The organism is Thalassotalea sp. 273M-4 (genome assembly GCF_041410465.1).
In the GTDB taxonomy this organism is placed as follows: Bacteria; Pseudomonadota; Gammaproteobacteria; order Enterobacterales; family Alteromonadaceae; genus Thalassotalea_A; species Thalassotalea_A aquiviva.
Genome location: NZ_CP166961.1, coordinates 1,379,963 through 1,405,413 on the forward strand (window position 1 = coordinate 1,379,963; position 25,451 = coordinate 1,405,413).

At 40.5% G+C, this 25,451-nt stretch carries 19 protein-coding genes and 5 tRNA genes; 16 read left to right on the forward strand and 8 right to left on the reverse strand.

The genetic code is table 11. From position 1 onward, the window contains the following. Positions 1-169 precede the first annotated feature (169 nt). Positions 170-2,626, forward strand: a complete 2,457-nt coding sequence (locus ACAY00_RS06145; protein WP_371378710.1) for a S9 family peptidase — start codon at positions 170-172, stop codon at positions 2,624-2,626. A 147-nt stretch (positions 2,627-2,773) separates the two neighbouring features. On the opposite strand, the gene rrtA is transcribed toward ACAY00_RS06145, so the two are convergent. Beyond that, positions 2,774-3,394 carry a rhombosortase gene (gene rrtA, locus ACAY00_RS06150; protein ID WP_371378713.1) on the reverse strand — a complete coding sequence of 207 codons (621 nt, stop codon included), beginning with the start codon at positions 3,392-3,394 and terminating at the stop codon, positions 2,774-2,776. A 60-nt stretch (positions 3,395-3,454) separates the two neighbouring features. Here rrtA and ACAY00_RS06155 point away from each other — a divergent pair, with 60 nt between their 5' ends. Together ACAY00_RS06155 and ggt are read left to right on the forward strand one after the other, a co-directional pair. After that, positions 3,455-4,045 (forward strand): tRNA-uridine aminocarboxypropyltransferase, encoded by a 591-nt coding sequence (locus tag ACAY00_RS06155; protein ID WP_371378716.1) that lies wholly within the window; start codon positions 3,455-3,457, stop codon positions 4,043-4,045. Positions 4,046-4,129: 84 nt separating this feature from the next. Next, the gene (gene ggt, locus ACAY00_RS06160) at positions 4,130-5,902 is read left to right on the forward strand and encodes a gamma-glutamyltransferase (protein WP_371378719.1); all 1,773 of its coding nucleotides are present in this window, start codon (positions 4,130-4,132) and stop codon (positions 5,900-5,902) included. Positions 5,903-5,976: 74 nt separating this feature from the next. Here the strand turns inward: ggt and ACAY00_RS06165 are convergent, their stop codons facing one another. Next, a complete protein-coding gene (locus ACAY00_RS06165; RefSeq protein ID WP_371378722.1) occupies positions 5,977-7,266 on the reverse strand; it encodes a GGDEF domain-containing protein in 1,290 nt (429 codons plus the stop codon). 153 nt (positions 7,267-7,419) lie between these two features. Beyond that, the gene (gene cysK / locus ACAY00_RS06170) at positions 7,420-8,388 is read right to left on the reverse strand and encodes a cysteine synthase A (RefSeq protein WP_371378725.1); all 969 of its coding nucleotides are present in this window, start codon (positions 8,386-8,388) and stop codon (positions 7,420-7,422) included. A 307-nt stretch (positions 8,389-8,695) separates the two neighbouring features. On the opposite strand from cysK, the gene ACAY00_RS06175 reads away from it, so the two are divergent. The 4 genes from ACAY00_RS06175 (at position 8,696) to ACAY00_RS06190 (ending at position 11,875) form a co-directional block, all read left to right on the forward strand. Beyond that, the gene (locus ACAY00_RS06175; RefSeq protein WP_371378728.1) at positions 8,696-10,051 is read left to right on the forward strand and encodes an RDD family protein; all 1,356 of its coding nucleotides are present in this window, start codon (positions 8,696-8,698) and stop codon (positions 10,049-10,051) included. Positions 10,052-10,244: 193 nt separating this feature from the next. Next, positions 10,245-11,003, forward strand: coding sequence for a DUF599 domain-containing protein (locus tag ACAY00_RS06180; RefSeq protein ID WP_371378731.1), 759 nt, complete (start codon positions 10,245-10,247; stop codon positions 11,001-11,003). Further along, positions 11,000-11,386, forward strand: coding sequence for a GFA family protein (locus ACAY00_RS06185; protein WP_371378734.1), 387 nt, complete (start codon positions 11,000-11,002; stop codon positions 11,384-11,386). Before ACAY00_RS06180 ends, ACAY00_RS06185 begins: the two co-directional genes overlap by 4 nt. 6 nt (positions 11,387-11,392) lie before the next feature. Beyond that, complete coding sequence (locus ACAY00_RS06190; RefSeq protein ID WP_371378737.1) at positions 11,393-11,875, forward strand: DUF2919 family protein; 483 nt, start codon at positions 11,393-11,395, stop codon at positions 11,873-11,875. 86 nt (positions 11,876-11,961) lie between these two features. Here ACAY00_RS06190 and ACAY00_RS06195 read toward each other — a convergent pair whose 3' ends face one another. Next, positions 11,962-12,834, reverse strand: a complete 873-nt coding sequence (locus ACAY00_RS06195) for an MBL fold metallo-hydrolase (RefSeq protein ID WP_371378740.1) — start codon at positions 12,832-12,834, stop codon at positions 11,962-11,964. A 236-nt stretch (positions 12,835-13,070) separates the two neighbouring features. Here ACAY00_RS06195 and dnaQ point away from each other — a divergent pair, with 236 nt between their 5' ends. The 9 genes from dnaQ to ACAY00_RS06240 all read left to right on the forward strand — a co-directional run bounded on the left by dnaQ (position 13,071) and on the right by ACAY00_RS06240 (position 17,149). Continuing rightward, positions 13,071-13,811 carry a DNA polymerase III subunit epsilon gene (gene dnaQ / locus ACAY00_RS06200; protein ID WP_371378743.1) on the forward strand — a complete coding sequence of 247 codons (741 nt, stop codon included), beginning with the start codon at positions 13,071-13,073 and terminating at the stop codon, positions 13,809-13,811. A gap of 167 nt (positions 13,812-13,978) precedes the next feature. Further along, positions 13,979-14,055, forward strand: a tRNA-Asp gene (locus tag ACAY00_RS06205). Positions 14,056-14,083: 28 nt separating this feature from the next. Continuing rightward, positions 14,084-14,160, forward strand: a tRNA-Asp gene (locus ACAY00_RS06210). 26 nt (positions 14,161-14,186) lie between these two features. Then, positions 14,187-14,263, forward strand: a tRNA-Asp gene (locus tag ACAY00_RS06215). A 55-nt stretch (positions 14,264-14,318) separates the two neighbouring features. Then, positions 14,319-14,395: transfer RNA gene (locus ACAY00_RS06220), tRNA-Asp, on the forward strand. An 80-nt stretch (positions 14,396-14,475) separates the two neighbouring features. Continuing rightward, positions 14,476-14,552 (forward strand) — tRNA-Asp (locus ACAY00_RS06225). 331 nt (positions 14,553-14,883) lie between these two features. Then, positions 14,884-15,306 carry a GNAT family N-acetyltransferase gene (locus ACAY00_RS06230; protein WP_371378746.1) on the forward strand — a complete coding sequence of 141 codons (423 nt, stop codon included), beginning with the start codon at positions 14,884-14,886 and terminating at the stop codon, positions 15,304-15,306. Between the two features lie 505 nt (positions 15,307-15,811). After that, positions 15,812-16,435 (forward strand): beta-phosphoglucomutase family hydrolase, encoded by a 624-nt coding sequence (locus ACAY00_RS06235; RefSeq protein ID WP_371378749.1) that lies wholly within the window; start codon positions 15,812-15,814, stop codon positions 16,433-16,435. 126 nt (positions 16,436-16,561) lie between these two features. Next, entirely contained in the window at positions 16,562-17,149 is a 588-nt protein-coding gene (locus tag ACAY00_RS06240) for a DUF2238 domain-containing protein (protein WP_371378752.1), read from the forward strand. Between the two features lie 182 nt (positions 17,150-17,331). Here ACAY00_RS06240 and ACAY00_RS06245 read toward each other — a convergent pair whose 3' ends face one another. The 4 genes from ACAY00_RS06245 to ACAY00_RS06260 all read right to left on the reverse strand — a co-directional run bounded on the left by ACAY00_RS06245 (position 17,332) and on the right by ACAY00_RS06260 (position 25,417). Beyond that, positions 17,332-17,565 carry a hypothetical protein gene (locus ACAY00_RS06245; protein ID WP_371378755.1) on the reverse strand — a complete coding sequence of 78 codons (234 nt, stop codon included), beginning with the start codon at positions 17,563-17,565 and terminating at the stop codon, positions 17,332-17,334. A 593-nt stretch (positions 17,566-18,158) separates the two neighbouring features. Further along, positions 18,159-18,947, reverse strand: a complete 789-nt coding sequence (tcdA, locus tag ACAY00_RS06250) for a tRNA cyclic N6-threonylcarbamoyladenosine(37) synthase TcdA (protein WP_371378758.1) — start codon at positions 18,945-18,947, stop codon at positions 18,159-18,161. Between the two features lie 118 nt (positions 18,948-19,065). Then, entirely contained in the window at positions 19,066-22,161 is a 3,096-nt protein-coding gene (locus ACAY00_RS06255) for an efflux RND transporter permease subunit (RefSeq protein ID WP_371378760.1), read from the reverse strand. After that, complete coding sequence (locus ACAY00_RS06260; RefSeq protein ID WP_371378763.1) at positions 22,154-25,417, reverse strand: efflux RND transporter permease subunit; 3,264 nt, start codon at positions 25,415-25,417, stop codon at positions 22,154-22,156. Before ACAY00_RS06260 ends, ACAY00_RS06255 begins: the two co-directional genes overlap by 8 nt. Between the last annotated feature and the right edge of the window lie 34 nt (positions 25,418-25,451).

Genomic DNA, 25,451 nt, shown 5'->3' on the forward strand with positions numbered 1-25,451 from the left:
GGGGGCGATTATAGCAAACTTATTGGTAAAGAAAGTTGAAATATTTGTGTGAAATTTGCACAACCGGGCATTTTGTTGGCTTAGTTGCTTTCTTTTTACCCGACTCAAGTTGCCATTAGGAACCAATGTTTGGTTAAATACAGTATCTTTTTAAAAAGTGAATAATAATATGAAATATTCGTTACTAGTGGCTTCCGTCACTTTCCTCTTAAGCGGCTGTGCGGCCAATGACATTTCCAAAGGCAATACGGTTACGCCTAATACCCCGTTAAGCGCGCCAGTTCAGGGGGAAAAACCGACTCACCCAGATCACACCAAAGTGATCACTTTGGAAAAAATCATGTCTGATCCTGACTGGATCGCACGTTCTCCGATGAGTTGGTATTGGGGCGACGACGCCAATACGGTTTACTATATGCAAAAGCGCAAAGGAAACCCGCTTCAAGATCTCATCGAAAAGAGATTAATGAGCCAAGGTAATGGTGATAAAGTTGCGTTAAACGAACTTCATCTTCGTTCTGATCGTAATGCTGTTCTAAGTGCTGACGGCACCAAAGAGTTATATACCTTTAAAGGCAACGTGTTTTTAAAAGACTTGGTAACAGCTAACGTTACCCAGCTTACATACACCACAGCCCAAGAAAGCCAAGCAATGTTTTTGTCTAATGGCCATGTTGCTTATCGTGTAGGTAATATTTTTTATCAATTTGATACCCTAAACAATCAAATTCGTGAACTGGCAAATCTTAAAACCAGTAACACACCTGGTGTTGCTCGTGAAGAGCAAAGCTATATCTCTAAAGAACAACACAAACTGATTGACTACATTGCATTACAAAAGCGTAATTCTGATTTAAAGGCTAAGCAAAACAGCCAATTAATGAGTGAAAATGACACTATTGCAACGTCAGTATTTTACTTTGGGGAAGGTAAACGTATTGCCAATGCCGAATTATCTCCCAATGGTAAAATGATGGTTGTGAGCGTGGCAAAAGATGAACCTTGGAGTAATAAAGGCGATATTATGCCAAATTACATTACTTCAGAAGCCACCATCGATGCACAGCAAGTACGTCGTCGCGTATCAGATAACCGCAAATACTCTGAACAAGTTTACCTACTTGATTTAGAAAATGACGCCCAATACTTGTTGTCATACGACACTTTACCTGGCTTTGATGAAGATGTGTTGGCTAAGGTTCGCCAAGAGAACTATGCTCGCGAAGGTAAAACCTACGAGTCGAAAAAGTCGCCTCGTAATATTTACATGATGAACAACATTGAATGGCATAACGACTCAAAACAAGTCGCCGTTATGTTACGCGCATGGGATAACAAAGATCGTTGGATTGCAACCATTGACTTTGAAAACAAAGCGTTTGTTAATCAGCATCGCCTGCACGATGACGCTTGGATTAATTGGTCGTTTAACAGTTACGGCTGGATGAATAACAGCGAAACTCTGTATTACTTATCAGAAGAGAGTGGTTATTCGCATTTATATGTAAAACCTGTTAATGGCAAAGCAAAAGCGTTAACTCAAGGTCAATATGAAGTGCGCGATCTGACCTTAACCAAAGATGACACTAAGTTTTATTTTCAAGGTAACAAAAAGCATCCTGGCATTTATGAAATCTACTCTGTTGCTGTAAATGACGCCAAGCTGACTCAATTAACTGATTTAGGCGGCAAAAATGACTATGCCTTATCGCCTGATGAGAACAAGTTATTAATTGAACACTCTACCACTACAATGCCACCAGAGCTTTATGTGCAAGATGCAAAAGCTGGCGCCAGTGCAACTCGTATTACCCAGACGGTGTCTGCGGAGTTTCTATCTATGCCTTGGGTTGCGCCAACGGTGGTTGAGGTACCTTCATCGCATACCAAACAAGGTATTTTTTCTCGTGTTTATCAAGGTGAACAAGCATCGGCTAGCGAAAAAAGTAAAGCGGTGATGTTTGTGCACGGTGCGGGTTACTTACAAAACTCGCACTTAGGTTGGTCAGGATATTTCCGTGAATTTATGTTCCATTCACTTTTGGTACAAGAAGGTTACACGGTTATCGATATGGACTATCGCGCATCTGCTGGTTACGGACGTGATTGGCGCACTGCAATTTACCGTCACATGGGTAAGCCAGAGCTTGAAGACATGCTTGATGGCGTTGACTGGTTAGTTGAAAACGCCAATGTTGATCGTGAACGAGTTGGTGTTTACGGTGGCTCTTACGGTGGTTTTATGACGTTAATGGCGCTATTTAAAGAGCCAGAAGTATTCCAATCGGGATCAGCGCTGCGTTTAGTCGCAGATTGGACATCGTACAATCATGGCTATACCTCAAATATTTTGAACACACCTGAAGATGATAAAATTGCGTTTGAGCGCAGCTCGCCAATTTACTTTGCCGAAGGTTTGAGCAAACCTCTTTTGATCAATGCGCCAATGGTGGATGACAACGTATTCTTCCAAGATACCGTAAGACTTGTTCAGCGTTTAATTGAGCTTGAAAAGCAAGACTTTGAAACCGCCATTTACCCAGTTGAACCACATGGTTTTGTGCAGCCAAGCAGCTGGCTAGACGAATATCGTCGTATTTTCAAATTGTTTGAAAATACGCTTTAACCGTTGCTTCACTGCCGGTGTTATATCGACATGTGTTAGATAACCTATAAAATCGAAAGCTAGACAAAGGGATCTTTAACAGGTCCCTTTTTTATTCGCCCTTTGGCCTTAACAATATGGTTAAGGAGTCACTCGTTTGAAGAATGATTAAGTTGAAAAGTGAGTATTTATACGATTTTGTTTGACCTTATTAAATAAAGCCAAAACTATGGTAAATAGCAGGCCACCTAAAGCGCCCCACATATGAGCGTCAATGGCGACGTTAGCGTTAATTAAGACTTCCACATCGGCGCTGGCGCCATAAATTTGCTCATAAATGACCTTTACCCAAACGCCAATAAACAATAAATATCCCGAGCGCCAACCTTTTTGTATATCGCATATCGCGCCCCACACAAATAAACCGTGTAAAACGCCAGATAAGCCGACATAGCGAACAATATCAGGGCTATAAAAGTAAATCCCCAAAGCGCAAACCAGGGCAGAGGTCAGTAGGGCCAGAAAATAATGCAAATGACTGTAATGATCGCCATGCAATGCCCAAAGCATGGTTAAACCGGCTAAATTCAACAGTAAATGATTAAAATTGGTATGAACAAAATGCGCTGTAAAGAGACGCCATAGTTCAGCGCTATTGACCAGATTTTTGTCGTAAATAAGCCCACTTTCAAAGTAGGGCGCAAACAGGTACACCAGCAGAGATAAGGATAAAACAATAAGCGGTAACACGAGTGCTTGCCTAGAAATGGGTAATGACAACTTCAACATAAAAGGAATTCAACTTATACTGTGTGTTCTTTTTTCTCTTAAACGAGTATTGATATACAAATGAGCAGACAGTATTGCACAAGGTGTGAACGACCGCTAGTCACATGCATTTGCCAATTCGCTTGTCAGGTTAAAAATCAGGTAGAGGTTTGGTTTTTACAACACCCTTCTGAAGTGAATAAAGTAAAGGGGACGGCGAAATTAGCCAGCCTTTGTCTTGATAAGTGTAAAATCATCGTCGGTGAAAACTTTAGTCATAACCCCGAATTAAACGCAAAAATTGACGACCCCAATACCAACGTGGTTTTATTGTATCCAGATGACGAGGCGCTAAAGGTTAGTCCAATGGACGTGCCAACGCAACAACAAACCTTGCTGTTGATTCTCGATGGTACGTGGAAAAAAGCCTATAAAATGTTTCAACTTTCGAGCAATTTACATAATTTGGCGAAATTAACATTAGCAAGTGATATTACCAGTGAATATATTATTCGCAAACACCATAAAGCAACCGATGTATCTAGCTTTGAAGCCACCGTTCATGCGTTGACAGCACTTGAAAACAGCCAACAAAAATATGCGCCAATGCACGATAGTTTTGCATTATTTAACCAATTTCAATTAACATTGAGCAAGCAACATTCACCTTAGATGTGGCTTGACCACGTTAAGTTTACTAACACCTTAAATTTTTAAAGTACGTATCCAGTACATTACATAGGGATTTGCCAGAGTATGTTTGTATCTTCCCCAGTGACATATCGATTAATCATCATTAGTTTTGCTGTTTTACTGACCGCTTGTTCTGTTTTAAGTGACAAAAACAAAGTACAAAGGGAAATAAGAGAGCCTGAAGCCGCGACCGGTTTACAACAAGCAAAAGCGAAAGTTGGTGAAAGGTTTTTAGTGGCAGCAGCTAACCCATACGCCAGTGAAGCCGGACGACAAATATTAGCTCGCGGTGGTAGCGCAATTGATGCAGCAATTGCCGTGCAACTTACCTTAACATTGGTTGAACCTCAATCCTCTGGCATTGGTGGAGGCGCATTTTTACTTTATTACGACAATAAACATAATCACCTAACCACATTTGATGGACGCGAACAGGCACCGGCAAAGGCTAACCAAAACCTTTTTTTAAAGCCCGATGGAACCCCCGTTAAATGGATTGATGCCGTTGTTGGTGGTCGAAGTGTCGGCGTTCCTGGGGTGTTAAAAGCGTTAGAGCAAGCGCATAAAAAATATGGCACATTGCCATGGCAAAGCCTATTTGACTACCCCATAAAGTTGGCCACAGAAGGTTTTGTGGTATCACCTAGATTGGCAAAATTAATCGCTATGTCCTTTAACCCAGGGGTGAAAAAGTTAAAACCTGCAGCTGATTATTTCTTTCCGAATGGTGAAGCACTTAAAGCGGGAACCTTGTTGAAAAATCCTGAACTTGCTCGGGTTTATCAAGCGATTGCGCTTCAAGGGAGTAAGGTTTTTTATACTGGTTGGATAGCCAAAGACATTGTTCAAGCTGTGCAAAATACCAGCATCGCGCCAGGGGTTTTATCATTGGAAGATATGGCGAATTACCAAGCACGAGAAGTTGCACCTGTATGTGGTGCGTATCGACTTTATCAAGTGTGTGGGATGGCTCCACCTAGCTCTGGTGGTGTTGCAGTGTTGCAAATATTAAAACAATTAGAACCATATAACCTAGCAAGCTTTGCTTCAAATGACTTGCAATCGGTCCATTTGTTTACTCAGAGCTCACGTTTAGCCTTTGCTGATAGAGCCAGGTATCTTGCAGATCCGACGTTTGTTGATGTTCCTGTCGGTCAGTTACTAAATCCGCAGTACCTAAATTTTCGATCTGGCTTAATAAAACCAAATGCCGATATGGGGGAGGCCGTTGCAGGTGAGTTTGCTCATGTCATCGCGCAAGCGGATGATGATGCCATTGAAATGCCATCAACTTCACACATTTCCATTGTCGATGCTAACTCAAATGCTGTTTCAATGACGACCTCGATAGAAATGGCTTTTGGCTCAGCGGTTTTGGTCAACGGCTTTTTGCTCAACAACCAGTTAACCGATTTTTCTTTAAACCCAGTAAAAGACGGTAAAGTCGTGGCTAATGCGTTAGCACCTCATAAACGCCCACGCAGCTCAATGGCGCCAACGATGGTATTTAATTCTGACGGTAGTTTACGCTTAGTGATAGGTTCACCAGGTGGCAGTCGAATTATCAATTACGTAGCTCAAACGATTATTGCTGTGCTGGATTGGCAATTGGATATCCAAACGGCGATAAACTTACCTAAAATGACCAATCGCAATAAAGTAACCACCTTAGAAAAGGGTACGGCGTTAGTTGATTTAGCGCCTAAGTTAGAAGATATGGGACATAAAGTATCAATTCGAGACTTAAACAGTGGTATTCATGCCATAGAAGTCGTTGACGACAAATTGATAGGTGGTGCCGATCCAAGACGAGAAGGTAAGGTTCTCGGTCAATAAAATGACCTGGTGTGCAAACCCAAAGTCTATCATTTAAAATGATTAGATTTTGGGTTTAAAACGGCAAATATGATTTAAGCAAATTCTCTGATCACCACTCTATTGCGCCCTTGTCCTTTGGCGTTGTATAAGGCAACATCCGCTTCTTTAAAGCAATCTTCAATATTCATAGACGTTAACTTACTCACCCCAAAACTGCAGGTAATGGGAGCAATAAAGTGTTTATGTTGAGCAATGATCGAACACAACTTATTGGCAATGTTTATGGCGATCTGTTCACTGGTGTTTTCACAAATGAGGGCAAATTCTTCTCCCCCCCAACGCACAAGATGGTCGGACTCTCGGGTATGTGATTGGATCAGTTTGACTAAATTAATCAAAATATCATCACCCGCGTCATGACCTAAGGTGTCATTCACTCTTTTGAAATAATCAATATCTAGCATGATCAAAGAGCAAGGAATATCGCTATCTTGCTGATGAAGTATTCTATCTAAGATGTCTCGTACACCGGCTCTATTGTAGGCGCCCGTTAATGGGTCAACTTTTGCTAGGGTTTCAAATTTATCTTTTTCGATTTTTAATATTCGATTGATCTGATTGAGCTCATTGGCTTTTTGTGTGCTGACATTAAGTTTTTTACGCAGCTTAAGGGTGCTGATGAAAAAATTAATTATGATGATAAAACACCAAAGCAGAATGAGTGACAAATATAACTGCTCTTTTGATATCCATTTACCTTTTAGCGATACCGAACTTACTTCAATGATTTCTTCGCGTTCACTGGTGTTATCGCCACTGGAAATTTGGACATGGGTCACATTATTCAATTTTGCTTCACTGTTACCATCGGCGCGTTCGCCATTGGAAAATAACCACCAAGAAGGCACTGAAAAACTGTTTAAATCTAATGAATACAATTTTGTATTTGAGCCAGGGTAAATGGTACGGGCATTTGAACGTTTAAATTTGTTGCCGTTGGTATCGAACTCTTCATTAAGCAAGTACAAGATAATGGTATCTTTACTTGAAGACGTCATCGACAGTTCAACATCTAGGCTGTCATAACGAGTCAAATCCATACCCTTACCAGAAGGTTGTAGTGGCATTAAATAACCACAAAAGGCGAAGGTGTTTTGCGACCGTTTGAGTTCACATTGAAGTTCAACCTTAGAGTCCCGTATATTGGTTTTACCCGTGGAATTACCATCGTTTATACTGTCGTTCCAGTTAACGATTTTGACATCTTGAGCGGGGAATATTTGTAAAGATTTATTCATCCCAAAATTCTGCCAAAATATCAAGGATATTGACACTAAGGCTAAGGCGGGAAAAAGGTGTTCAGGGGTGAATGCTTTTCTCATAACCGTATACTACTTACATGGTTAAAGTCTTTATTTATATTTATTATGAATTTACTAGCATAAGGGATGTAACATTAAGTTACAATATTTTAATATTGAGATAAAACAAAAAAGCCTCCTAAAGGAGGCTTCTATTATGTCACAGCGATGTAATTATTGGTTTAATTGCGCATCGGTAAAGGTATCTGCAAACAAAGGACTAGAGAGATATCGCTCGGCTGAACTGGCTAAAATAACGACGATATTTTTATTAGCATTTTCAGGCTTCTCAGCAATACGTTTAGCGGCAACAATGGCCGCACCAGATGAAATTCCGGCTAATATCCCTTCTTCTTTCATTAACCTATGTGCCATCGCCATGGCATCGTCATTAGATACCCGTTCAACGCCATCAACCAGTGACAAATCGAGATTGCCAGGAATAAACCCAGCACCAATACCCTGAATTTTATGGGGGCCTGGGGTGAGCTCTTCACCAGCAAGGGCTTGACCGATAATTGGTGAATCTTCAGGCTCTACGGCGATGGTTTGAATGGCTTTGCCTTGCGTCTTTTTAATGTATCTTGAAACCCCGGTTAAGGTGCCACCAGTACCCACACCCGCGACAAAGATATCGACCTCACCATCGGTGTCATGCCATATTTCAGGTCCAGTCGTTTGTTCGTGAATTGCGGGATTGGCGGGGTTATCAAACTGACCCAGAATAAGATGCTTATCGGGATCTCTAGCTTTAATTTCTTCAGCTTTTTCTATCGCGCCCTTCATCCCTTTAGCACCTTCGGTAAGTTCTAACGTAGCACCAAGAGCAATTAACAACTTACGTCGCTCTAAGCTCATGGTATTAGGCATGGTTAAAATCAGCTTATATCCTTTTGCGGCCGCCACAAACGCTAACGCAATACCGGTGTTGCCACTGGTCGGTTCAACAATGGTAATGTCTTTGGTTAAGGTTCCACGTTTTTCTGCATCCCAAATCATGTTGGCGCCAATTCGGCACTTTACGCTAAAACTGGGATTTCGCGCTTCAATTTTGGCATAAACATTTCCACCTGTTACTCGGTTGAGCTTCACTAATGGGGTTTTACCGATGGATTCTGCATTATCTTGATAGAGGTTAGTCATCGTCGATCCTTTGAAATATGCTTTTATAAAGTTTAAATTTCTTATAGTTTAGTATAGATAGATTACAGGTATTTTGATTGTGAGAAAGGAACTAGACGTTATAACTAATAACCTAAGGTTTTAATGTTTTTATTTCTTATTGGAATATTAAAAAATAACCATTAACCGACTTAGTCTCGGCTTATAAAAGACACCTGCTGATATTCATATTTCAGTGGTTAAACCTATACTGATAAACACATATGTGCGAGTTTAAAGATTAGCAACAATCTTAGGTATTCAATCAAGGACAGGCTAAAGAAAAAATATGAAAAAACTGTTTTTTAAAGCAAAATCAAAACTTAGCGCTGATGAAACTCAAGAAATTATCACTCCATTTGCGTTTAAGCTTGATCCCAGTTTATATGGCACCCCCATTGCCGGCCCTATGAAGCGAGGGTTTGCCATCTTGATTGATCTACTCCTTATTGCGATTTTAAGCAGTGCAGGTGGTGAGTTTCTCGCCATTACACTGGCCATTTTGGCTTTTCGTTATAGCCAAAAGCAACAGCAACGAGTACAAGAGCTTACGGGTAATAAAGTGAAGGGCAAGAAGCGTCGTGCTTTTATGAGACTCGTTGGTGTGTTCCTTTTGTTTTTGGTGTTAATGAAAGTGATCCCACCCATTGTTAACCCTCTGATGGAAGATGAGCGCAAAGGAAGTATGAACAATGTTGGTGATATTCATATTGAGCAAAATGGTGAAGAGCTAAGCAAAGGGTTACAAGTCGGAGCCTTAATTATTAAGACCATTAAAAAAGCATCTGATCTTGCATGTCAAAACAATGTAGATTGTTGGAAACAAGTATTTGAAGACATACCTGAGCAAGCACTTGAATTTAACCTTGACCAGAACAAAGCCAAAGACTTGTTTAACAGCATTGCAGAGCAAACAGAATTATCTTTAGACCAAAAAAACAAATTAGTTGCTGGTTTAGAAAGCGAATATTTACGCTTAGTGGCGCAAAAAAATGAGGCAAACAATACAACCGAACAGAAGCTTCAACAGACAACTGACACGAGTCCTACTGTGAAACAAGAACAGTTAACCGGCGTTGATGAAGAAATAGTACAAGCAACACAATCGGCAAGTCAGCTCTCAGGGCAAGAGCCTAAACACCAACCTGTTAAGCAACCCGTGTATTCAATAATAAAGCTTATTCGAGGCATCATCGATGATTTAGGGTTGGGCTTTGGTTGGGCGGCTTTATATTTTACTTATTTTACTTCAAGGTGGCATGGACAAACACCAGGCAAAAAATTATTTTCAATACGGGTGATTCAACTGGATGGAACCGAGCTGTCTCTTTGGGATAGCTTTGGCAGGTACGGTGGCTATGGCGCGGGCATTGCGACAGGACTATTGGGTTTTTTACAGATTTACTGGGATCCTAATCGTCAAGCCATTCATGATCAAATTTCAGCAACCGTGGTAATAGATGATAACAAAAAAGTCGACCCTGAAATCGTGCAAAAGGCGAAATCGCGTTATCTAGCCTCAGTGGCAGAAGAGCTTGAATTAAAGACCGAACAAGTAAAAACGGGTCAACTAGAACAACCAATAAAGACACAAGATGAACCGGATAATAAGAGTGGAGAAGAAAACAGCAAAGGTGAAAATTAGTGACTACCGCTTTTGCAGAGCACACATTGTGTTTGGTAACACTAAGCGACGCACTTTAATCATAACCGAAGCATTTGTTTAAAGTTAATGAAATAAGTCAATGTCTTTTCTCGAATTTCAGAATAATTGTTGGCATAATCAGGGCAAGTGCAAGACACTCTAAAGCAAAAAGTCATGGTCATAGGAGCGAAAGGTGCCATTACACTTAATTGATTTTGTTGCCATTATTATATTTGTTACGTGTTGGGTTGGTTACACCTTTTTCTCAAAAGCCAAAGCCAAAAACACCGCTTGTATATCTCGTTGTACCCAACAACATAGAATTTTATGGATGCGGCAAATATTTGATACCGAGGTTAGGGTCGCGCATGCCGCTTTGCTGGCCAATTTAGAACGAAATGTTGCATTTTTTGCCTCTACCACCTTGTTCGTATTGGCGGGGGCGCTGGCTTTGTTTTCCCAAGTTGAACAAATAAGAGGTGTGCTTGCCAGTATAACCTTTACTCGCGAACCCAGTGTTGTCGCTATTCAGATTAAACTATGTTTTTTAATCGGAATCTTTGTGATGGCATTTTTTCAGTTTACATGGTCAATGCGTCAATATGGGTTTGTCAATATTATGATAGGCGCGGCACCTTATGAACCCCGAACCCAAAAACCCCATTTATTAAGTTACGCCAAACAGATGGCGGTTGCTCAAGATCAGGCAGCACATGCCTATAACTACGGTTTACGTTCATATTATTTTTCTTTGTCGTTGTTAAGTTGGTTTATCGACCCTTTAATTTTTATGTCTTCATCGGTCTTTGTTGTACTGGTTTTATATCGCCGAGAATTTAAGTCAAAAGCATTAAAAGCACTGCAAAAAGGTATTCGAGAGTTAGAAAAAGAAACCAGCACCACGTCCCGTAACGAACCATTTAAAGTGCAAAAGAAAAAGGTGGTAGAATGAGCAAATATAGTGGCGGTTGTCATTGCAAAAAAGTACGTTTTGAAGTCGAAGTTGAGCTGCCTGTTGTGTTGCATCAGTGTAACTGTTCTATGTGCATAAAAGTCGGCTTTTTACATTTGATAAGTCCAGCGCACAAATTTAAGCTGTTAACCGGTTTAGAACATTTGCAGTGCTATACCTTCAATACCCAAATGGCGAAGCACTATTTTTGCCGACATTGCGGGGTTAAATCATTTTATATACCCAGGTCAAATCCTGATGGTTACAGTGTTAACGCACGCTGTTTAGACTCCGATGATTGGGAGCAATGGCAAACAGAACATTTTGACGGTCAAAACTGGGAGAAAAACGCTCAGTCACTAGCGCATTTATCTAAAAAGTAATTAATTATGCATCCTCTTGCCCATTACTCACTGAAAGACTTTGATAAATACAACTGCCTAAAATTATCGGTGAGTTACTATTTTCTGTTAGCGTATTTACTTAAAGGATACGTGGTTGGATTGGTTTCGTTTTCCAATTTTAATGATAAGTTGTCGGTCATTCGTTGGTTTTATCCCGACTCAGAGGCATTTTATCTGAGTTTGGTTATAGGTTTACCGGGCTGGTTTTTTGCCTACCTGTTGTTACAAAGAAGGCCTGAAGGCAGTTCAATAGCAAAACGCTTTTGGCCGAAGGTGATGTTAATCGCGACTGTTTTGGTAAGTCTCAATGTTGCCTTTTCGTGGGGCTTGTATTGGTGGTTAGAACTCGGTGATAAATCCTCCCTTTTAGGGCAAAGCATGATTGGCGTCGTTTTACTTTGGTATTGTAAACAACATAAGCGCGCAAAAATTAATCGTACAGAGTTCCCTGAGATGATAGAAGATTAAAGTTAGGTTATATATACAAAAGCAGGGTAGGTGGCTCACACCTATTTTAGTTTGGCATGAGCTGATTTTAAGTCGATTGGGTTGCCTTAATTTAATGCATCAATACCTGAAATAGGGGTTTTAAAAAAGTGTAAGTTGTCGTGCTCTGCGCGTGGCAGGTCGCCAGCTTGAATATTGCATTGCAATGATTGAAAGATTAATTTGGGGTTGGCTAAGGTGGCATCCCGAGCATTGCGCTTTTCGATGTAATCTTGCTCACATACATCTTGGCTAATTTGAATGTTGTTTTGCTTTTGCTCGACAACGGTCGTGACATACTTTAATTCACGACCTCCGGGCTGATAATCGTGACACATATATAATCGAGTCTTATCGCCCAACGCATAAATTTTATGAATTGATTGGTATAATAGCGCCGCATCACCACCTGGAAAGTCGCAACGCGCAGAACCTGAATCTGGCATAAACAAGGTATCGCCAATAAACGCATTATCGTTAATCACATAAGTTAGGCTGTCTGGGGTATGACCTGGGGTAGATAAAACCTTAATAGATAATTTACCCAGCGCCAATGTATCTCCTTCTGTAAGTAACCTATCAAATTGCACCCCTTGAGTATTGAAGTCTTTGGCTAAATTAAAGATGCTCTTAAAGGTTTTTTGAATACTTTTGATATGTTGACCAATGCATATTTCCCCCCCAAGTTTTTTCTTTAAATAAAACGCTGACGAAATATGATCAGCGTGGGCGTGCGTCTCTAGAATGTACTTTAATCTAAGCTCGTGCTTTTGTACGTAATTAATCAGCGCATTTGCAAAGTCAGAATCCACACGGCTAGCCGTTGGGTCGTAATCTAAAGCAGGGTCGATAATGGCGCATTCTTTGGTTTGTGGATCAAAGACGACGTAGCTTAAGGTAAAAGAAGGGGAATGAAAAAAATATTGAATAACCGGTTGCATAGTAGAGACCTTTATAATTATTAGCACTGTGTTATTTATTAGCGTTAAGATGACACGACGTCGTGGTCATAAATATAAGTTTTAAGTTATATCATTTGCTTATAAGGCATATAGTAAATAACTAGAGGGTAATTTCAAGTGTTGCGAGCAGATAAACAAAAAACCAGTTTTATTAGCGTGTGAATGATTTACAATAGGTCTTTATATTGTGATTGATAAAACCAAAAGGGAACGTTTTGCAAACCCAACAAAACTCAGAATACGAACGTCTGGTCATACTGGATACGGAAACGACCGGTATCGACCCAAAAGCAGGTCATCGTATCGTTGAAATTGGCTGTGTTGAAATGGTCAATCGAAAATTAACCGGTCGAACTTACCACGCTTACATAAATCCTCAAATGGAAATGGAGCAAGAAGTTATTAACGTTCACGGCCTTACCAATGAATTTTTAATCGATAAACCTTTGTTTTATCAAGTGGCTCATGAGTTCATTGACTTTATTAAAGGCTCTGAACTTATTATTCATAACGCGCGATTCGACGTTGGCTTTATGGATCATGAGTTTGCGATGACAAGGCAAAACCTGCCAAAAACCGCTGATATATGTAAAATCACCGATACTTTAAAGGTTTCTCGCGATCAATTTGGTTCACCAAAAACCTTAGACTTCTTGGCGAAACATTATCGAGTTGATAAGTTAATTGATCGTACCTATCACGGCGCTTTAATTGATGCTCAACTATTAGCGTATGTCTATATTGAAATGACGCGTTATCAGAGCACGTTAAATCTGTCGAGTTCTGAGTCGAATAACAATAGTGATGGAATTCGTCGCTTAGATGCCAATCGAGCACCATTATCGATAGTGATGGCTGATGAACAAGAATTGGCCGCGCATGATGAGCGGTTATCTCTGATAGAGAAAAAAGCAGGGCAGAGTATCTGGCGAGGTGAGCGAACAGAACAAGGATGATCAAGCGAACAGTAAAAACTTGTTGATTATTTATTCGGATTGATCGACATTTGTTCACTTAACACTTTTTCTTAAATTTTATCAAAAAAACTGTTGACGTAATTAAATCATATCCGTATTATCCACCTCGCTTTCAACGACATGTGTTGAGCAGATGACTTAAGTGTGGAGTGGTAGTTCAGTTGGTTAGAATACCGGCCTGTCACGCCGGGGGTCGCGGGTTCGAGTCCCGTCCACTCCGCCAATTAAGTTCATCAGTTTGTATCCTAAGTGGAGTGGTAGTTCAGTTGGTTAGAATACCGGCCTGTCACGCCGGGGGTCGCGGGTTCGAGTCCCGTCCACTCCGCCAACGATACAAAAGCTAAAAATCTCTGCGGAGTGGTAGTTCAGTTGGTTAGAATACCGGCCTGTCACGCCGGGGGTCGCGGGTTCGAGTCCCGTCCACTCCGCCACGATTTTTCAGCTTTAAAAAACTCAAATACATGTATACTTAGCGACATATAGCGCGGAGTGGTAGTTCAGTTGGTTAGAATACCGGCCTGTCACGCCGGGGGTCGCGGGTTCGAGTCCCGTCCACTCCGCCAACTATGTAAAAAGTTAAATATTCATACCCCATTGTCTATTTAACACAATTCTCATATTAAGAGAATGCAAAAATAATCGCGGAGTGGTAGTTCAGTTGGTTAGAATACCGGCCTGTCACGCCGGGGGTCGCGGGTTCGAGTCCCGTCCACTCCGCCAATATTTTTGACTCAAATATTCCCTATATATCTAAATGATATAATTAAATATTCTTTAAACATGCCCGTTACGGGATTTTTTCGTTTTTAAATGCATAAATCGATTTAACCCACTTCTGAATATTCTCTATATCTCTACACAATGTAATTAAATCTTCTTTTAACATGCCTGTTAAGGTTTTTTTCGTTTTGTAGTGGCATAGTTATTTTATTTCCTTATGGCTAGCAATTAGTTAGCTACTCTGTTAAAAATATACTATTTGCAAAAGTGAGCGATGCAAATTAGAAAATGTACGATTCGTTCACTATAGACAGGTTCTAAGACTAGGTCGATGCTAAAGATTGTTGATACCAAAGACTTAAGGTCTGCTGCCCAGTTTACGTTTGACAACATGAAACCGTACTACGAAATGTACTCAGTAGATTGGAGTGTAGAAGATGTTTACCAAGCAACCAAAGATCTATCAAACTTTGATATTTTGGCTGATGGTCAACACATAGGTGTACTTAGACTATCGTTCGAGGGAGGACGATGTCAACTTCGTGACATCGAGATTGGATCTGCCCATCAAAACCAAGGATACGGTGCCCAAGTGATTTCCAAAGTAATCGATATTGCACGACAACGAAATTTAGAATTCATCGACCTCAAAGTCTTTCAGCGAAGTCCTGCCCATCAACTGTATAGTCGTACTGGGTTTATTGTTGATAATGCTGATGATCGTTTTTACTACATGAGCTTGTCCGTCATATAACAAGTCAATAATGGCAAGGGCGCAAAACGCCTGGCTTTCGTGCTATCTTCACTCATTATAGGCAAGCCTAATCCCCCCATATAGCGGGATTTCTCAACGTCTCAGCTGAACATTACGTGTTGTTGTTTTAACCATTATTGAATGGTAAACATTAACATATAGGCGAGGTTCAGAGTCACCCTAAACTGAACAAACGTCTTCGTTATATGGTTGGATGTCAGCGCCAATTAGTGAAGGTGCAAAAGAGATAATGTCTGACATAAAGCCCACTTTGCATACACATCGAATTGAGATATCTATTTTTTTAATGCCATGAGAAGATGAATTTTGACTCACTCTTATACGGCAACGTTAAAATACGAAACATTTGCTAAGCAATAAAATTGACCTAGTGTAACCATTATTTATAGAAACGATAGGGCGTTATGTTGAAAAAGTATTGTTTCAAGCGCTAGATGTGTCGTAAGGTGTGCACACACTGTTATGCTTTAAACTAGGAAACACGATGCCAACATTGATACAGCAAGATTTATTTTCTCAATACCAAGGTTTAATTTTTGATATGGATGGCACCTTAATCGACAGTGGACAACTGCATCAGCGAGCATGGCTAGAAACTTTGACCGAATTTTCTATTCCGGTTGATTTTACACTGATGCGCTCGCTTGCAGGGGTGCCAACCAAGCAAACCATCGAGTATTTAATTAAGCATTACCAGTTAAGCCAAATAGACATTAATGCAGCCACATTATGCAAAGAAAATTTGTCACACTCGCTTCTTCCCGATTATGTTAAGCCTACTAAACTTGCCGACTTTGCTCGCAGGAACAAAGGTATTAGACCGATGGCGGTAGGAACGGGTGCAAGTACAATCGAAGCAAAAAGTATTTTAGAACTGTGTGGTTTAAGCGATGTATTTGATCATGTTGTTGGTGCCGATCAAATCAAGCACCCCAAACCAGCACCAGATACCTTCATTCGTTGTGCGCAACTAATGAAGGTGAGCCCAAGTCAGTGTATCGTATTTGAAGATGCAAAGACGGGTATTAAAGCCGCAAGAAATGCAGGGATGCGCGTTGTTGATGTATTAGCTGAATTTCAAATAAAGAATGATTACTTTTTAAAATAAGCTAACTAATCGCTTACCCTGTGGTTATAGATTCTTTTAGTTGATACAGTGCTTTATATAACATGATGAAAAATTTATAAAATATTAATAATTACTAAAAGATAAATAAAAATGACGGGGTAGAAGATGAAATATATTTGGATCATTATTTTTGCAGTTGTGTTTATCTGGTCCGCCATAAGCCCAAAAGATCAATTTACTTGGGCTTTAGAAGTGGCGCCGGCACTGATTGGCGCGTTATTACTGGCCCTGACGTTTAAGTCGTATCGACTGACACCAATGCTCTATGCTTTCATTTTATTGCACTGTATTGTGCTAATGGTTGGTGGTCATTATACCTATGCAGAAGTGCCGTTTTTTGACGGTTTGCTTGGTGCTGATAGAAATAACTACGACAAAGTAGGGCACTTTTTTCAAGGCTTTGTGCCAGCATTATTGGCAAGAGAAATATTGATTCGGCAAAACGTGGTTAATGGCCATGGATGGTTAAATGTTATTATCGTTTCTATTTGTCTAGCTTTTAGTGCCTTTTATGAGTTGATTGAATGGTGGGTTGCTCTTTTAACAGGCGAAAATGCGGAAGCGTTTTTAGGTACCCAAGGTTACGTTTGGGACACTCAATCTGATATGGCGTTGGCGCTAATTGGGGCGATTTGCGCACTGCTGATATTGTCTAGGTTGCACGATCAGCAACTTTCTAAGATAAGTAATTAAAGTACCTGTTAATATTCAGGTTATGATCACAATGAAAATGGCAAGAAGGCTAAAGTTTCACTAAATAACACACAGACTGGACTTCCAACACATAGACAGCCACTGTAAATACAAATTAAAGTGGCTGTTTTAAAGGTTTATTGTTTCGCTTAATAAAAAAGGGTTAGGCCATAAATTAGATATTAGTCTTGCTTAATGTAATCTTTAATTTCTTTAACCGATTTAAAGGTTTTGTAGCCTGAAGCTTCAAGCTCTTCATTTACACAAACCAAAATAGCTTGTTTTTTATTTTCTTCACCTTCTGCATAGTCTACACAATAAGTGTAAGAGTCTCTTACAAAACTCACGCTTGCTTGTTCTTCTTCAGCCATAACCGTTGCACTCATAAATGTTAAAACGAATAAAATGTGCTTCATACACATATCCCTCTGAAATAGTTGTTTTTTTTTGCTTAATTAAGCTATTGAAAAGTAATGCTGTTTTGCCATTGAGTAAAACAAATAAAAATTATCGATAAGGAAAAATTAAATTTGAGACAAAATGACTTTAACCTGTGCTATGCATTCTTAGGAAAGGGCTATGAAATGTACTGTATCTTTGAGTAAATTACAGAGTCGTATATTCAATGTACTTTTACGGTTTAAGTAAAAATGAAAGATGGCATTGTATGAAAAACATTTCTATTACCTTCGAGTCTATAATTATTCCCATGCTACTGACCTATTGGCGAGATAAACATTAGATGTAGAAACTTGGGCTGCAACCACTAAGTTTTCCACCTTTAGCAATCAAGGTGATAGCTAGTTTAATAGTTACCCCTTTACATTGTGGATCATCAGTTTGATATGTTGGCAATGAGTATAAGCGATAAAATCCATTAAAACTTTACTATATACGACTCAAGAGAATGTAAGGCGAAGATTAAGGCTAATTAAATGATGATTTTAAAGGCGTCATCAAGTTTTTCTGAGTGAAAAATAAGACGCCTTTAAGGGCAGGTAAAGAGAGACTATTTACAGTTTTTTTTCGTTAAGTACTTATTCATAGCACGGCTTACCGCAAAAAAGGCAAAACTTGCTGTCACATGCGTTGCTGCGCCAAAACCACCACTACAATCTAATCGCATGGCCCCATCTTGGGTTTGTTTAGCATGGCAAACATCGCCATCATTGGTTGGGTAAATTAATTGCTCCGATGAAAACACGGCATCAATGGAAAACTTGCGTTTCACATTACGCGAAAAATTGTAGTCGCGACGTAATTGATTCTTGACCTTAGCTAAAAGCGGATCTTGATAGGTTTTACTTAAATCGGTTATCTCAATTTTGCTTGGGTCAATTTGTCCACCTGCGCCACCAATGGTGATCATCGGAATTTTTTGGCGTTTACAATGGGCGATAAGCGCGGTTTTTACCCGCACAGAGTCAATCGCATCAATTACATAATCAAATTCTGAGTGGATTAACTCGGTCAGATTTTCCATGGTAATAAAATCTTCCACTTCATTAACCACACACTCAGGGTTGATTTGCTTAATGCGCTCAGCCATCACTTCAACTTTGCTCTCGCCTACGGTATTGGTTAAAGCATGGATTTGACGATTAATATTGGTCATACAAATATCATCCAAATCGACTAGGGTAATTTGACCAATGCCATTACGGGCTAAAGCTTCGGCCACCCAAGAGCCAACACCACCAATGCCAATAACACAAAAATGAGCCTGTTTAATATGTTCAGCACCCGTTACGCCATATAGACGCTCGATACCACCAAAACGTAGTTGATAATCCGACATGTACAATCAGTTTCCACAAGGTTGAAAAAACCGAGTTATTATACAGAAAGATTGGTCGAAGATCTTGAGATTTCGTTACCTCTCGAAAACCTCAAGATCATGACAAAAGCAGACTAAACTAGGCTTTAAGTAGCTGACTGACCATGATTTTGGCGTTATTGATAATCCGTCTACTGTGCTCTTTTAATTGTAGTAACGCCATGTAAGCCAAGGGTACCAAGTATAGGCTGGTCATGGTTGAGAACAACAAGCCACCGATAATTGCAATGGCCATAGGAGCGTAGGTTGGACCATCACCACCAATTTGGGTGTTACCTAAGGCAAGCGGGATCAAACCCAAAATAGTAGTAGATACTGTCATTAATATTGGGCGAATTCGATCGCGACACCCTTCAACCACGGCATCTTGAACCTCTTTACCGGCTTCAATAAGTTGGTTTATTCTATCGACTAAAACAATCCCGTTATTGACGACAATGCCCATGAGAATGAGCATGCCTATCATGCCCATCACCGACATTGGGGTACCCGTAATAAAAAATGCCCAAAAGACGCCAACAAATGAAAATAACAAAGAGGTGATCACCGCCGTTGGCAATAATAAACTTTCAAATAAAGCAGCCATAACGATGTAAATCATACAGATAGCCAATAACATATTAACACCCATGACATTTTCAGACTCATCTTGACGAGTAAAACTGCCGTCTAAACTGTAATGATAACCAGAAGGTAGCTCAATGGCGTTCATGGTTGTTACAATCCGCTCACGTGCTTGCTCTAGAGTTATATCGTCTAAGTTCGCTTGGATGGTAATCGCTGTTTGGCGATTAAAGCGGTGAATCTCACTCAATCTTGGTTTTACTTCCATTGTGGCAACGCTGTCGAGCGTGATCACTTTGTTGTTAAACTCGGTGATTGGCAGTTTTTTTAATTCCGCAATCGACTCTTTTACTTTTAGGTCATAGTTAAGCCAAATATCGACTTCGCCGGTATCGCCATGGCGAAATGTACGAAGAGGGGTGCCTCGTAACGCTAACGAAACGGCATTTGATACATCGGTTGAACTTAATCCATATCGAAAAGCCGCGACTCGATCAACTTTAATCTGCATCTCTTCTTTGAGTCCTCGGGTATTTGAGCTGACATCTGAAATACCGTCAATGTGTTCAATAAGCGGGATTAAATTGTCTTTAAGCTGCAAAAGCACATCGGTTGATAAGCCCGTAAGGTTTATTTGCACGCCACCACCATTGCCTTGATCAAAACCAAACCTTGGCGTTGCACGAACAAATTTTGGCATCTTATCTCGAATCCGCTGTTTTAATTCTTTCATTGAAATAGGCAATTCTCCATCCTTTAAAATCAGCGTAGTTTGTAAGCTATGGCCGGCATAATAGCTGTATACCGACTGGATTAAGAACTCCTCTTTGTGCTCATACAGAAACGCTTCCATTTTATGGGTAATTTTTTCAGCGGTTTCAAAATTAAATTGCTCGTTTAGCTCCCAACTAATAAACAGCCTGTTGTCATTAAAATTTTGCTCTTCATCGGAAGATACCGCGCCCATAGGAATGGCAATACTGATTAAAATAAGCAAGGCTATTACGGCGGTAATTTTTTTATGTTTATGAGTCCATTGCAGACTGTTAAGGTAGACGGTTAAAAAACGGGTAAATGCCCCACTATTGTTAGGTGTAAGTGATAGCTTCATTTTACTGGTTAATAATGGGATCAAGGTCTGGGCAATAATCAATGAAGCGAATAACGAAATACAAATCGCAATGGCAACATGCTCAAGGAAAATAGTGAGCTGTACTTTTTGGCCAACAATATTAGGTAAAAACACAATCATGGTGGTTGCGGTTCCTGCAATAACCGCCAAGGACACTTTGTTAACCCCAATTTTAGTCGCTGTTAAAGGGTCTTTATGATGCTGCTTTTCATGAAAAATAGACTCAGTTATTACCACCGAATTATCTACTAGCATACCTACGGCCAATAATAACCCCATCATAGATAAAATATTTAAGCTATAGCCGGCAAAATACATTACGCCCAGAGTAATACAAAGAGAGATAGGAACCGACAATACCACAATCATCGTGGTCACTAAGTGACGTAAAAACAAGTACAGCACCCCAATAGATAACAAGGCACCTATTAAGCCTGCTTCAAGCAGATCGGCTAATGAACGGGTAACACCATCAGCTGTGTTGTCCATAATGTATAAATTTATTCCGTTAAATTGTGGGTTTTCTTTCGTTTTATCAATAACTTTTAGTACTCTATCGGCGACCTCCACCAGATTAGCATTCGACTCTTTTAAGATGTTCATACCAATAGCGTAGGTTTGATCTAAGTGGCGTCCTTCCCATGGGATCGGCAGAGCATAGGTGATGTCGGCAATGTCTTTTAAGCGCACGCCGTTTTGCACAATTAAATTTTTTACATCGTCTAACGAGCGGTATTCCCCAATCGGGTTTACCATCACTTTTTTGTCGTTGTCGTAAAAATACCCTGAAGCAACAGAAAAGTTATTGTCATTTAAGGTTTGAACCAATTGAGCTCGATTGATATGCAAGGAGACCAGTTTATCTGGGTCTAAACGAATATTTATTTGGCGTTTATCAACCCCATAAAGCTCAACTTTACTGACCCCTTGAACGCGTTCGATCGGACGTTTAAGGTTGCGTTCAAGTAAATCATAGGCCAGTGATAAGTCTTGTTGTGATGAAATTCTTAACTGAAATACCGGCATATCGTTGGTATTAAATTGATAAACCAATACGCGTTCAACATCATTGGGTAAGAGTTGGCGAATGGCGTCGACATTTTCTCTCGCTTCAATGCTCTTGGCATTAATGTTCTCATCCCAGTTAAATTCAAGGACAATGTCGGTACCACCTTCATGCGAGGTCGAGCGCATGCGTTTAACGCCCGAAATTGTTGCTAACGACTCTTCTATCGGACGAGTAATAAGGCGCTCAACTTCTGCTGGTGAGGCATCAGGGTAGGGCACTTGAATCCACAGTCTTGGAATATCAATGCCAGGGAATTTTTCCAATGGCAGTAAACGACTGGCCAAAATTCCTGTTAAAAGCAAGGATAAAAAGATCATCACCGTGGTGATAGGGCGACGCAGAGCAAAAGCCGCCAGTGACGCGCCCATACTGTCTTTGCCTGTTGTTAGGGGGGATTTAAAATCAGTCATGATCACCACCAAAACGTTTACGATCAAAGACGCTGTACAAGGTGGGAATAAAAAATAGAGTCAGTATGGTAGCAAACCCTAAGCCAAAGACCACGGTTATGGCCATAGGGGCGCGAATTTCGGCGCCTTCTCCTTGGCTTATAGCCAAAGGCAGTAACCCTAACGTTGTCGTCAACGTGGTCATCACAATGGGTCTTAGCCTTGACGTTGCAGAGTCAATAATGGCTTGCGTTTTCTCAAGCCCCTGTGCTCTAAGTTGATTTATTCTATCTACTAAGACGATGGCGTTATTCACTACAATACCGGCGAGCATAATCAAACCTATAAAGACAATCACACTGATAGGGGTTTGGCTTAGGTATAAACCAAAAATCGAACCCGCGGCGGCTAATGGTACGGTGAATAAAATAAGAAATGGGTGTAGCAAAGACTCAAATTGCGACGCCATAACTAGGTACACCAAAAAGACCGCCAGAGCGAGTGCAAACATTAAGGAATTAAACGACACATCCATTTCTTCGTTTTGACCGGTGATTTGCACAGCAATATTTAACGGTACTTGCATTTGTGCAATGATCTCTTTTAGTTCAGTCACCGCCGCACTGATATCACCATAGGCAAAGTTTGCAGAAATAACCGCAGCGCGTTGTTGGTCAATGCGGGTGATTTCACTGGGGCCTGTGGATATTTGCACATCAGCAACTGCGGCGAGGGTAATAGGCTTGTCGCTTTGAGGGTTAATAATAAGTTGTCTGATGTCACTGACTGAATCTCGACTTTGCTCATTTGCGCGCACTAAAATATCAATTTTTTTATCATTAAGAGAATACTGACCGGCGACACTGCCACCCACTTTTGTGGTCAACAGTTTTGCTACTTCTGGGGCTGATAAACCCAATTGTGCTAGGCGTTCGTGGTTAAAAAACACTTTGATTTCAGGGTGCCCTGTTTGCAGTGAGGTTTTCACATCAACAAAACGAGGGTTATCGCTTAAGCGGCGATTAAGTTCGTCACTGTATTGTTTAAGAAGAGTTAAATCATAGCCCCCAAGTTCAATTTCAACAGGTGGTTTAAAGGAAAATAGCTCAGGGCTGGCAAATTTCATTTGAATCCCTGGAATGGTTTGCAAATAGAGACGAAGCTTCTCCTTAACGTCTTGTTCCGTCTTACGCGAACTACCTGTTTTTAACACCACATTTAATCGTCCCCAGTAGTCGCCACCTTGTGCTGGTGAAGCATTCATTAAGCTCCCCGTACCCGCTAGAGTATAGGTGCGTTCAATGGCGTCAATGTCTGCGGCCATCACTGACAGTCGGGTTAAGGTGGCATCGGTTTGTTCTAAAGGCGTGCCAGGTTGATGGGTTATTTCTACAAAAAACTCACCTTGTGACAGTTGGGGGATAACTTCGACATCCAGCTGCTTGATAAGTGGAATGGCGGTCGCCGATAGCGTGATGATGGCAAAAATAACCCAAACACGTGCTTTTAGAGCGAGTTGCAGTAATCGATGATAACTTTTTTCAATGGCTAAATATGCGCGATCGAAAGCCCAAATGATTGGCCCAAATACTTTTGCGAAAACCTTTTTACCTAACCGAAAAGTAAACGTTAAACATAATGAAACAAACAAAGGCAGATAATAGAACAAACCACGAACCAACCAAACGAAAGGGGTGGCCAAATAAAAACCGACTTTTTTTATTTTGTTGGCATCGTTGGCGATTACTCTTTTTGTTGGTGATACCACTTCAGATGGCGTAGGTTTAGAGGTTCGCGAGGACAACATCGGAATTAATGTTAACGCGACGATTAAAGAGGCTAAAAGAGCAAAGGTTACGGTTAATGCTTGATCGCGAAATAACTGACCCGCGATGCCCTCAACAAATACTAAAGGAAAAAAGACCGCCATGGTGGTTAATGTTGACGCAACAATGGCAGTAGAAACCTCTTTGGTGCCAACTCTTGCGGCTTCTTTTATATCACCTTGGTGTTGCTTCATTTCTTTGTGTCGGGCAATATTTTCAAGCACCACAATGGAGTTATCTACAAGCAAACCGATAGCTAATGCTATACCGCCTAAGCTCATAATGTTTAGGCTAATGTCATTGGAATACATTAAATTAAACGTACTTATCACTGAAACCGGAATGGAAATAGAAATGATCACCGTTGACCAAATGTTCTTTAAAAACAGGTAAAGTACAATCATCGCTAAAAGCCCACCCATTACCGCGGCGCTTTTTACTTCGTTTATGGCGTTAGCGATAAACGTTGATTGATCATACACTTTAATAAGTTCAAAATTTTCGGGGATCTCATCGGTGAGTTGGTTGAGGCGAAAATCAACGCTTTTAGCCACGTTTACGGTATTTGCATCCCCTTCTTTGTATAACGCAATCTCGACCGCTTCCGCGCCGTTGACTCGGGTTATTGAGCTGCGTTCTTTATGCGAGTCGACAACATCAGCAATATCGGATAAGCGAATGTGCGTACCATCCACACTGGTAATATAAACATTTTCAATATCAGCTAAAGTTTGAAACTGATTTAGGGTTCTCACCAAATATTCATTGGTACCATCTTCTACCCGACCACCTGCTTGATTGATGTTTTCTTGTTGTAAACGTTGAATAATCAGTTGCGAGCTGATCCCTAATTGTGAGATTTTATGCTGATCGATTAAAATCTGGATTTCTTTTTCAAGACCCCCACCCAGTTTTACCGAAGCTACCCCACTGACCGATTCTAATTTACGTTTAAGCTCTTCATCTGCGTAATCGCGAATCGACTTAAGCGTTTGTTGATCAAACTGCTCAGTAGAATCTTTCGCCTTAAGCGCAAAACGTATAATGGGATCTAAATTTGGGTTAAAGCGCAGCAACAAAGGCTTTTTAACGTCCAGAGGAAGGTGAATAATGTCGAGTTTCTCTCGAACCTCTAAACTGGCTAAGTCCATTTCGATACCCCATTCAAACTCCAGTAAGACATCGGACTGTCCAGCTTTAGAAATGGATTGGACATTGCGTACACCTTTAACAATGCCCACTACCTCTTCAATGGGTTTGGTTACCAACTGTTCTACTTCACCAGGTGCAGCGCCTACGTAATCGGTCCGTATGGTCAAGGTCGGGTACGACAGCTCGGGTAACAGGTTGACCGACAACCTTGATAACGACACCATACCAAATAGCAAAAACGCCAACGTAAACATCCAAACAGTCACTGGTCTTTTGACTGCAATATTCACCACACTCATGATTATATCCTTTTAATTATTATTGGTATTGTGG